Source organism: Acinetobacter piscicola (assembly GCF_015218165.1).
Classification (GTDB): domain Bacteria; phylum Pseudomonadota; class Gammaproteobacteria; order Pseudomonadales; family Moraxellaceae; genus Acinetobacter; species Acinetobacter piscicola_A.
Genome location: NZ_CP048659.1, coordinates 1568275 through 1578106 on the forward strand (window position 1 = coordinate 1568275; position 9832 = coordinate 1578106).

The following is a 9832-nucleotide window of genomic DNA, read 5'->3' on the forward strand; positions in this document are numbered from 1 at the left end:
TCTTTTTTTTGGCAATCTTGCTTGACGTAGCATGACAAAGGTGAGTTTATGGCAGCACTTAAAGAGCCTGTAAAAATCTTTATAGTTCAGTCTCTTGCTTGCTTTGAAACCCCTCAACAAGTAGCCGATGCTGTCAAGCAAAGATTTGGGTTAGAAATTGAAAGACAGCAATGTGAAAATTACGATCCGACCAAATATGCAGGTCGAAACCTGAGTAAAAAATTAAAAGATTTATTTGAGCGAACTCGAACAGATTTTAGAGAAAATATTGAAGACATTGCGATTGCGAATAAAGCATTCCGACTTAAAGAACTTCAAGGGATGTATGACGACTCAGGTAAGAATAAAAGACTCAAGCAAAACCTATTAAAGCAAGCTTTTCAAGAAACAGATGGGCGGGTTATAAGGCAAGAAATAGACCATACAACCAATGGTGAATCAATTCAAAAAACGGTTGAGGTTTCTAAAGAAGAATACCTAAAAGCCCGTCAGGAGGTTGTGGATGACTACTGATTCTGCACGTGACTTAGCGATTGAAATTGAAGCGCAGCAGGATCTATATTTTTTCACTCGCTATATGTTTAAGGAGCGCCGTGGCTATAAGTGGAAACACAATTGGCATCATCGGGAAATCTGTGATGCTTTGATGCGTGTTTATAACGGTGAGATCAAGCGATTAATTATTAATGTCCCGCCACGTTATTCTAAAACTGAAATTGCAGTGATTAATTTTATGGCTTGGTCATTGGGAAAAAATCCTGACTGTGAATTTATCCATATTAGCTATTCTGCGATGTTGGCTGCAAACAATGCTTTTCAAACACGAAATTTGGTGCAGGAAGAAGCGTATAGGAAAGTTTTTCCTGATTTAAAATTACGTGATGACAGCAAAGCTAAGGACAACTGGCGTACAGCAGATGGTGGTGTGTGCTATGCCACAGGTACAGGCGGTACGATCACAGGCTTTGGTGCTGGCAAGATGCGAGACGGTTTTGGTGGTTGTATTATCATTGATGATCCACATAAGGCAGATGAAGCATCCTCAAAAACCATCCGTGAAGGTGTTATTGATTGGTTTCAGAACACACTTGAATCACGAACGAACTCGCCTGAAACCCCCATTATTGTCATTATGCAGCGCTTGCATGAAGAAGATCTTGCAGGTTGGTTATTAGGGGATCGAAAAGACGGTATTCCGATTGCAGGTGGTAATGGTGAAGTATGGGATCATATCTGTTTATCCGCCATTCAAGATGATGGATCTGCTCTATGGCCAGCGAAACATAACATTCAAAAATTAACTTTAATGGAAAAAGCTGCACCCTATGTTTTTGCGGGGCAATACCGGCAGCGACCAGCACCACCTGCAGGTGGTTTTTTTAAACCTGATGAAATTGAAATTGTTGATGCTTTGCCTGCAGGTATTTTGAAAAAAACGCGTGCATGGGACTTGGCAAGTTCAGAAGGTGAAGGTGCTTATACAGCGGGTGTCGGTATGGCAAGTGCCAGTGATGGATACACCTATATTTTTGGTGTAGAGCGTGAGCAGCTTGGTCCAGAGAATGTCAATAAACGGATTAAAAGTACTGCTGATCTTGATGGTACAGCAGTCACCATTCGATTACCGCAAGATCCTGGTCAAGCAGGTAAATCACAAGTGAAATCTTTCACTAAGCTTTTAGCTGGATATAACGTAGTAGCTTTACCTGTTTCAGGGGATAAGGTCACACGTGCACAACCATTTGCAGCACAAGTCAACGTAGGCAATGTACGGATGCTTCGCGGTGAGTGGAATAAAGATTTCAAAGATGAACTTCGTAACTTTCCAAACGGTAAATACAAGGACCAAGTAGACGCAGCTGCGGATGCTTTTAATGATTTATACGAAGGCTTTATGCCATTCTTTCCTACAATGGGGTTTGCTCGATGAGTGACGTAACTTTTCAACATCCAGAGTATGTGAAAAATCTTCCTTTATGGGAACAAGTGGATGATGTCTGTAAAGGGCAAAAAGCGGTTAAGGATAAAAAAGAGGTTTATTTGCCACGAAATAACCCACAAGATCATAGCCAAGAAGCCAAAGGTTTTTATGACTCATATTTAAAGCGCGCTGTATTTTATGGGGTGACAGGAAAAACCTTGGGAAGTCTCGTTGGTGCTGCATTTGCAAAGGATCCAAACTTTAAGTGCCCAGCAGAATTAGAACATTTAAAAAGAAATGCCAACGGTGCTGGTTTAAGTTTATATCAGCTTTCCCAATCTACCTTACGCCACACACTTAAGCATTATCGTAGTGCTCTATATGTTGATTTTCCTGATGTCGCTCCATCACGTAATCGTGCTGAGGAAAAAGCTAAACAAGCTTATCCGATGATTCATTTGCTTTCAGCTAAGGTGGTCATTAATTGGGATACGATCACTGTAGGTAACCAAACCAAGCTCAATTTAGTGGTGATTGCTGAGTCTGTATCTGAACGCGGTAAAGATGGATTTAGTATCGAAACAAAACAGCAATATCGAGTATTGCGCCTTGAAGATGTTGGTTTGGGCGAGTTTGTATACACGATTGAAATTTATACCAAGTCGGATCAAGGGATCTGGACAGGTCAGGGGCGTAAGATTCCAACGGATTATAATGGTGATGTGTGGAGTTATATTCCATTTACCTTTGTGGGTGCAGTGGATAACTCGGCACAAATTGAAAATTCACCTTTATTGGAGCTCGCGGATCTAAATCTTGCTCATTATCGTGATAGTGCAGACTTTCAGGAATCTGTGTATTACATGGGGCATCCACAATATTATGCTTCTGGCATGGATTGGAATTGGTTTGATGAGGCACAGAAACGTGGTGTTTATATTGGTGCAAAGGTCATGTTACCCCTGCCACAAGGTGGGACTTTAGGTATTGCACAAGCACAACCGAATACGCTTTCACGTGAAGCTATGAAAGACAAATGGCAACAAATGAAAGAAATGGGCGCGCGTTTAGTTGAGAAAGGCTCTGCAAATAAAACAGCAACTGAGGCTGATAATGATGATGCAGTACAGCATTCTGTACTTTCGTTATGTGTGGTCAATGTCAATGAAGCGGTGAATATGGCATTGCGTTGGTGTAGCAAGTTTGTGATGTCAAACCACGATCTAAAACCTGATGTATTGAACTACGTGATTGCTCAAGACTTTAACAAACAAAAATATAGTGTAGAGCGCTCTAGATTGATTTTAGAAATGGTACAGGGTGAATTACTCCCACCAGAAGTACTTTATCACTACGAGCAAACAGGTACTTTCCCAGAGGATAAATGGGAGGATATCGAAAAGAAAATTGAAGAATATCGTATGAGTAAGCCATTAGGTGGTTATCAACCTTATCAGGGTGTAGATGATGGACAAGAAGGAAATACAGCAGGCAATTCTTGATGCCTTGAATCAGCATAATTCTTATCTACAACGCTTATCTTCTTCTGCAATCAATGAGCTGCTTAAAAAGTTTGATGGCTATTCTTTGGAGATGTTGACTAAGCTTAGAGAGTTACTAGACGACTTAACTGAAGCTGAAAAAACGATTTTAATGAGTGGGAAGTACAGCACAGCATCATTAAAAGAGCTTCAGAGTGTCATGGTGAGTTGGCAACAAGCAATCGCGGTGAATTTGCCACAATTGCTGGATGTGTCGATGATTGCTTTAGCGACCTATGAAGCGGCTTATATTTATAAACTCGCCAATAAAGAGGCTCCAGCAATCAGTGGTGAATCTTTACTGAAGAAAGCTAAGAAAGCGCCGTATGCAGGTGGTCAATTAGTCGATCATATCTTTCCTGGTATTGCAGATAGTGTCCGAAAGAAAGTTGAGTATGTGATTCGTGATGGCATTGATAATGGTCAAACCAATCAAGAGATTATTCAACGGATCAAAGGGACTAAGCAGCAAAATTATGCAGATGGTTTATTAAATCAAACACGCAGTTCAATAGATGCAGAGGTGAGAACAGCCAGAGCGCATATTAGTTCAACCACTTACTTAGACACTTGGACAGCCTTAGGTTATAAGTACACCAAAGATGTGGCCACTTTAGATGGTCGAACCTCAAAAGGTTGTGCAATGAAAGATGGTCGGATTCAAAAACTTGGAGAAGGGCATCAAAAACCACCTTATCATCGCCGTTGTCGAACGACTCAAATTGGGTGTAGTGTTGATGGATCTGTAGAGGGATTACGACCATTTGTAGCAGATAAACGCGCTGTGAAAGATATTCCTAAAGATCAGCGCGTTGGTAAGATTGGTCAGGTTGATGCAAATACGACATACAAAGCTTGGTTTGCACAGCAAGATGAGAGCTTCCAACGCGAATGGCTTGGACCATCTAAATATAAGCTTTACAAGGAAGGTGGCTATCCTTTAGATAAGTTTGTGGATCCTTTGAGTGGTCAGCCTTTTACCTTGAAGCAATTAAAAGCTGTGGATGAAAAGACGTTCAAGGAGTTGGGGTTGTGAATATTTGATGCTTCATTTCTTAATTTCTTATATACCGAGAATTTTTAGACAACTTTTCCTAGATGATGTATTTTATTTAAGATAATGAAAGATATTATTTTTAAATGAGAAATTAATGAAACTAAAAGCTATTTTAACTTTTATTTTATCTATAACAGCGATTAATGCTTGGGCAATCGACTTAGATAATCCAAGTTTGGAAAATTGTAAAGATAATGCAGATCTTTTGGGGTATATGCTTACGATTAAAGCACAATGCAATTTAAAAAGTGAAAGTGATGGTAATCTGCTCGTAGAAACCATTAATCAAATGAGCAGACAATGTATAGCTCAGTACGGAGAGAACTCAATGGCAAATGCTACTCGAGCTGGAATTTTCTCGGTAAAAGGAGAGATGGAAGAAACGGGTAGAAACGCAACGTGCTATAGAGCACTGACGGAATATTCAGGGCTTTTCGATTAATCAAGTACACAAATTAAAACCACCTTCGGGTGGTTTTTTATTGCCTAAATTTCGGATGAAAAAGGCGTAACGAGCGGATGCTCAAATCAAATTAGGGTCGGATGACTTATGAAACTTAAAACAACTCAGATTGATGGCAAAACGTATGCAGAAGTGAATGAACAAGGTTTGCCTTTGTATATTCATGATGATGGTAAAGAGGTCGCACATGATGCAGCACAAACCGTAGCAACGATTACTCGTCTAAATGGTGAAGCTAAATCAAATCGTGAGCGTTATGAAAAAGCCGAAACAGCATTAACGACTTTTGCAGGTATTGAAGATCCAGTTGCTGCCAAAAAAGCAATGGAAACTTTAAAAAACTTTGACGATAAAAAGCTTGTGGATGCAGGTGAAGTCGAGAAAGTGAAAGCGGAAGCAATTAAAGCCGTAGAAGAAAAGTATGCTCCGATCGTTCAGGAGCGTGATGCATTACAGAATCAATTACACAGCGAGTTGATTGGTGGTGGCTTTGCTCGATCACAAATGATTAAAGACAAAATTTCAGTACCAGCGGACATGGTGCAGGCTCAGTTCGGTCGTAATTTCAAAGTCGAAAATGGCAAAGTTGTGGCTTATGACAATCATGGCCAACAAATCTATTCGCGTTCTCGTCCGGGGGAGTTGGCTGATTTCGATGAAGCGCTAGATCAGTTGATTGATGGCTATCAGTACAAAGATCACATTTTAAAAGGTGGTCAAGGTTCAGGTGGTAATTTCCAAGGTAATACCAATGCAAATGCAGGTCTGAAGCGAAGCCAAATGGATGCTAAAGCTAAATCAGACTTCATTCAAACTCATGGTCAAGCAGCATATTTAAAACTTGAAAAATAAGGAGTCATTATGACTACTACTGTAAATAGCGACATGATTATCTACAATCAATTGGCGCAAACCGCATATTTGGAACGTCTACAAGATAATCTGAATGTATTTAACCAAGCTTCAAACGGTGCAATCCGTTATGTCAATGAAATCATTCAAGGTGATTTTAATCAGCAGTCTTTTTATCGTGTTGGCGGTAGTATTGAACACCGTGATGTGAACTCGACAGCAAAAGTGACCAATAAAAAAATTGGTGCAGGTGAATCTGTGGGGGTGAAAGTACCGTTTAAATATGGTCCTTATGCTTCAACTGAAGAAGCGTTTAAACGCCGTGCACGTTCTCCTGAAGAATTTGCTGAAATTATCGGTTATGACTTGGCAGATGCGCTTGTCCATGGCCGTTTGCAATACAGCTTAGCTGCACTTAAGGCGGCAATCACCAGTAATCCTGACATGATTGCCAAAGGTAGTATTGCTACAGATGGTCGTAAAGCCTTAACCAAAGGTATGCGTAAGTTCGGCGATAAGTTTGGTCGCATCTCACTTTGGGTGATGAACTCAGACACTTATTTCGACATTGTGGATGAAGCATTAACAAATCAAATTTATGGTGAATCTGAAATTGTGATTTATGGCGGTTTACCAGGTACGTTGGGTAAGCCTGTTTTAGTCACAGATTTGATTGAAGACGATGATGCTTTTGGTTTGCAGACTGGTGCAGTAACTGTCACTGAGTCTCAGGCACCGGGTTTCCGTGCATATGACATTAATGATGAAGAGAACTTGGCAATTGGTATGCGTGCTGAAGGGACCTTTAATCTAGATTTACTAGGTTACTCTTGGGATACCACAAAAGGTGCTAATCCAACATTGGCACTATTGGGTGCTGATGCGAATTGGAAAAAACACGCAACTAGCAACAAGATGACAGCAGGTACATTGCTAGATCTATCAGGAATCACACCATAACAATCGGGGCTTTAAGCCCCATTTTTGTGAGAACAAAATGAAAATTATTTATGCTAAAAAAAGCGCAGGGATTGATGAAAAAGGTTCATTTCAAAATCCAAAGTACTTTGATCGTCCAGATACAACTGCAACATTAGTTTTGATTTACGGTGATTATCCTCAAATCAAAGCAGCTTATGATGCACTCGGTGTGGAAGTTGAGGTGCGTGAAGTACCAGAGCGCAAAGCTAAAGTGGAAAAAATTACTGTTCAGTTGGGTGTCGAAACATCTCCTGAGTTACAGAAAGTTCTTACGGATACCAAGGCTGAATGTGAAAAAGTAGTTGCTGAAAATGAAACTTTGCATGATCAACTCAAAAAAGCCATTGCCGATCTAGAAACAGAACGCGCTGTACATCTTGCATTTATGGATGATGTGAGTGCGATGCAAGCTCGCATTGATGAGCTTAAGTCAGCTGCTGCAAATCCTGATTTGAGTGCTGAACAGTCTTCTGAAGCTCCGAAAGAAATGGAATTACTAAACTCTACTGAAAATGACTTTGCGAGCTGGACAATTCCACAAATCAAAGATTATCTGGCAGCAAAAGAAATTGGCTTTAAGGCATCTGCATCTAAAGATGAGCTTTTAGCATTAATTCCAAAGGAATAATTTTATGAGCTTTATTACCATCAATGATGCAGATCGAATTTTAGGAAGTGACTTTGCACCAGATGGTGATAAAGCGCGTTTGATCTTATTAGCAAATACTTGGATGAAGAATGAAGTTAGCTTTGTTCCTGATCCAATTGATCCATTACTGCAGGATGCTGCATGCGAAATCATCAAAGGCATTCAAGCAGGGGTAATTTACTCAGGTGTTGCTCGGCAGACGGTCAGTGAAAGTGTAAAGGCTGACACGGTACAGGTCACAGAAACCTTTGTTGAGGGTAGTGTGGATATTTCAGAGTTTGAACAAATTGCTAAAGCTTTGATTGCTTCACTTGATTTAGTGAATCCAAACAAAATGCCGTTTGGTATTTTGATAATGCGAGTTTGATACAGGTATGATTAATAATAATTATGTGCCTGAATGGTATATATCGCCATTCCAGCACGTCAAATATACATTGGCTCGTAATCAGATGCACATGGATCTGCTATTTGAAAACATGAATGATGTAGATGAGTTTATGTCAAATGGTTGTGATGCTCAGGTGAATTTTTACAATGATGATTCAATGGCAATTGTCCAGATTCAAGACTGTGAGCGTCCTTTAATTGAAGTACATGGTCTATTACTGCATGAAGCTGTTCATATTTGGCAGCGTATTAAACAGCGAATGAATGAGCGTGATCCAAGCACTGAATTTGAAGCCTACTCAATTCAGGCAATTGCTCAGGATTTATTTGCAATGTTTGAAGAGAGTCAATGTGATGATTAAGGATAAAATCCAGTCTAAGGTTGCCAAAGCTTTTGACAAAAAACTCGCTGATGCAGTGGCGAGTTTTACCTGTACTAAAATAATTAACTCTGGCAAATATGATCCAGTCACTGAAACGTATCCTAATCAAATTGATGGATCTTATTCAGGTCGTGGCGTATTGTTTGGGAGCTACAAAAAAGATCTGGTTAAGCCTACTGATTATCAGGTGACAGACTCTAAAGCGACAGTTCTTCAAAATGAGGTTACGGCAGTACCACAGATTGGTGATGTTTGGATAACGGCTAAAGGTGATTTTAAGGTAGTGAATGTGAGTGCAGATCCAACAGATTCGATTTGGGTTTGTCAGCTTAGAAAAATTTAGTTCTAAACCCTTAAATTATTTGCTATTTTATAAATATTTAAGGAGGGGTTTTATGAATAAATTATTATTGGGTGTTTTTTTAATTACTTCAGGATTCGCTAATGCTGAAATAGTCACAAACTCGAAAGGGGAATCCATTAATCTAAAATCTGATGGGACATGGGTTAAAGAGGTGAATGTTAATACAAGTGAATTACAAAATTCGCATGAAATCACCCAAAGTGACCTAATATCTTCTGAAAAAATTATCGCTACTAATCCTAGTATTTTGACAAAGAAAATGAAGGGCGGAGAGGATCAAGATGTTAACGTTAAGATTAGTTTTATGGTTGGGATTCCTGAAAATATCAAAACATTTGATCTAAAAAAATCTAATAGAATGATTTTTTCTGCTGTAGAAAACACAAAATCAACACTAAAAAACCCATACTCATTTATTCCACGAAAAATCCAAATGCTAGATAGGAGTCCAACAGAATGGTATGTGACTGTTGAATATACCGCTAAAAACTCCTATGGCGCAGATGTTGCTGGTAAAAGGATATTTAAGTTTGACCAAAATGGGAAAATAATTGGTGCTGTATAATGGTAAAGAAAGCACCTTAGGGTGCTTTTTTATTAATAAGTTCAACTGTGTCTTTTTTGGCACCATCATCAGGTGTATAAGCTGAACTAACCCTAGGATTATTGAGAATACTTGGGTCATCTTTAATTGCTTGGAGTGTCAATTTAACAGCATCCTCTAGTAGGATTCTTGTATTTTCAGGGGTGTTAAAACTTTGCTCCAGTCTAGCAACCATCTCGGCACTTTGAGAGCGATTGTTTTCTTCAGCAGATTTTTCAATCTTTTCTTTTAATTCAGGTGGGACACGCAACCTAACTATAGTGTGATCAGTTTGATTACTCATTAAAAAAACCTCAATGCCACAAAGTGTGGTAAATATTTTGTGATAGGTATTTACATTACCACAAAGTGTGGCTATAGTTATTAAACGCCACAAAATGTGGCATTATTTGGAGGAAGTATGAAAGAGGAAATTGTTTATGTAAAAGGTCGGTTAGATGGCGATCTACATAAGGAGCTTAAGGCGATTGCAAAGGAGGATAAAAGATCAATGGTTTATCTTTTAAATGAAGCGGTCAAATTATTGGTAGAAAAACACAAGAGTGCGAAAGCATGAAATCAGTAGGCACAAAAAAACCTTGTTCAACTCTCACATATCACAAGGTTTAGTTGCCATCACTAAAGGAT

General features: G+C 39.3%; 14 protein-coding genes. 13 read left to right on the forward strand and 1 reads right to left on the reverse strand.

Features of this window, described 5'->3' with window-relative positions:
* Nucleotides 1–48: 48 nt before the first annotated feature.
* The 12 genes from G0028_RS07645 to G0028_RS07700 all read left to right on the forward strand — a co-directional run bounded on the left by G0028_RS07645 (nt 49) and on the right by G0028_RS07700 (nt 9166).
* Nucleotides 49–513: a DUF2280 domain-containing protein gene (locus tag G0028_RS07645; protein WP_194088759.1), complete on the forward strand. Its 465-nt coding sequence runs from the start codon at nt 49–51 to the stop codon at nt 511–513.
* Entirely contained in the window at nt 503–1930 is a 1428-nt protein-coding gene (gene terL / locus G0028_RS07650; protein ID WP_130075279.1) for a phage terminase large subunit, read from the forward strand. Before G0028_RS07645 ends, terL begins: the two co-directional genes overlap by 11 nt.
* A complete protein-coding gene (locus G0028_RS07655; protein WP_180046596.1) occupies nt 1927–3423 on the forward strand; it encodes a DUF4055 domain-containing protein in 1497 nt (498 codons plus the stop codon). Before terL ends, G0028_RS07655 begins: the two co-directional genes overlap by 4 nt.
* Nucleotides 3389–4498: a phage minor head protein gene (locus G0028_RS07660; RefSeq protein ID WP_180046598.1), complete on the forward strand. Its 1110-nt coding sequence runs from the start codon at nt 3389–3391 to the stop codon at nt 4496–4498. The genes G0028_RS07655 and G0028_RS07660 overlap by 35 nt, the downstream gene beginning before the upstream one ends.
* A gap of 115 nt (nt 4499–4613) precedes the next feature.
* Complete coding sequence (locus tag G0028_RS07665) at nt 4614–4961, forward strand: hypothetical protein (protein ID WP_130075276.1); 348 nt, start codon at nt 4614–4616, stop codon at nt 4959–4961.
* 108 nt (nt 4962–5069) lie between these two features.
* Entirely contained in the window at nt 5070–5834 is a 765-nt protein-coding gene (locus tag G0028_RS07670) for a DUF6651 domain-containing protein (RefSeq protein WP_180046600.1), read from the forward strand.
* Nucleotides 5835–5843: 9 nt separating this feature from the next.
* Nucleotides 5844–6794 carry a major capsid protein gene (locus tag G0028_RS07675; RefSeq protein ID WP_130075274.1) on the forward strand — a complete coding sequence of 317 codons (951 nt, stop codon included), beginning with the start codon at nt 5844–5846 and terminating at the stop codon, nt 6792–6794.
* 37 nt (nt 6795–6831) lie between these two features.
* Nucleotides 6832–7443, forward strand: a complete 612-nt coding sequence (locus G0028_RS07680; RefSeq protein WP_180046602.1) for a HeH/LEM domain protein — start codon at nt 6832–6834, stop codon at nt 7441–7443.
* Between the two features lie 4 nt (nt 7444–7447).
* Nucleotides 7448–7831 (forward strand): hypothetical protein, encoded by a 384-nt coding sequence (locus G0028_RS07685; RefSeq protein ID WP_130075272.1) that lies wholly within the window; start codon nt 7448–7450, stop codon nt 7829–7831.
* A 7-nt stretch (nt 7832–7838) separates the two neighbouring features.
* The gene (locus tag G0028_RS07690; RefSeq protein ID WP_180046604.1) at nt 7839–8216 is read left to right on the forward strand and encodes a hypothetical protein; all 378 of its coding nucleotides are present in this window, start codon (nt 7839–7841) and stop codon (nt 8214–8216) included.
* On the forward strand, nt 8209–8580 hold the full coding sequence (locus G0028_RS07695; protein ID WP_218946325.1) for a glutamate 5-kinase: 372 nt from the start codon (nt 8209–8211) through the stop codon (nt 8578–8580). Before G0028_RS07690 ends, G0028_RS07695 begins: the two co-directional genes overlap by 8 nt.
* Before the next feature lie 52 nt (nt 8581–8632).
* Nucleotides 8633–9166 carry a hypothetical protein gene (locus G0028_RS07700; RefSeq protein ID WP_180046606.1) on the forward strand — a complete coding sequence of 178 codons (534 nt, stop codon included), beginning with the start codon at nt 8633–8635 and terminating at the stop codon, nt 9164–9166.
* Nucleotides 9167–9182: 16 nt separating this feature from the next.
* On the opposite strand, the gene G0028_RS07705 is transcribed toward G0028_RS07700, so the two are convergent.
* Entirely contained in the window at nt 9183–9488 is a 306-nt protein-coding gene (locus G0028_RS07705) for an Arc family DNA-binding protein (protein WP_180046608.1), read from the reverse strand.
* A gap of 117 nt (nt 9489–9605) precedes the next feature.
* Here G0028_RS07705 and G0028_RS07710 point away from each other — a divergent pair, with 117 nt between their 5' ends.
* Nucleotides 9606–9761, forward strand: coding sequence for a hypothetical protein (locus tag G0028_RS07710; RefSeq protein ID WP_180046610.1), 156 nt, complete (start codon nt 9606–9608; stop codon nt 9759–9761).
* Nucleotides 9762–9832: the final 71 nt, after the last annotated feature.